Raw genomic sequence first — 441 nt, forward strand, 5'->3', positions numbered from 1 at the left:
AGGATGGCGATCAGCACAGTTTCAGCATTGCCGATCGGGATGCCTACACCGGCGTAACGGCGAGCTGGCTCAATACAAAACAGCCGAAGCCGAAGAAAGTGAAGCTGCAGCGCAAGCCAAAAGAGCAGCATTTGCGCGCGCTGCAACACCCGAAGGCGAAGCCGGGCAGCAGTAAAAAACCGGGGAAACCGGCGGAGGCGGCGAAAGGCGATTATCTGGTGGGGGCAGACGATAACGTGTTTGCGATCACCAAAATTTACGCCACCAAGGCCGCCGCGATGCGCGCCGCACAGGCAAAGTGGGAAAAGCTTCAGCGCGGTGTGGCTGAGTTCTCGCTGTCGCTCGCGATGGGGCGGGCCAACATCACCCGGAAACGCCGGTACGCGTCAGCGGGTTTAAAGCTGCGATCGATGCGCAAGACTGGATAGTGAGCAAAGTCAC

1 pseudogene is annotated in these 441 nt (G+C 59.2%); it reads left to right on the top strand.

Annotated features, from left to right (window positions below):
• A pseudogene (locus AEYBE204_RS39250) lies at positions 1-428 on the top strand (contractile injection system protein, VgrG/Pvc8 family); the annotation flags it as partial.
• Between the last annotated feature and the right edge of the window lie 13 nt (positions 429-441).

The sequence above is a fragment of the Asticcacaulis sp. YBE204 genome (assembly GCF_000495855.1).
Lineage (GTDB): Bacteria > Pseudomonadota > Alphaproteobacteria > Caulobacterales > Caulobacteraceae > Asticcacaulis.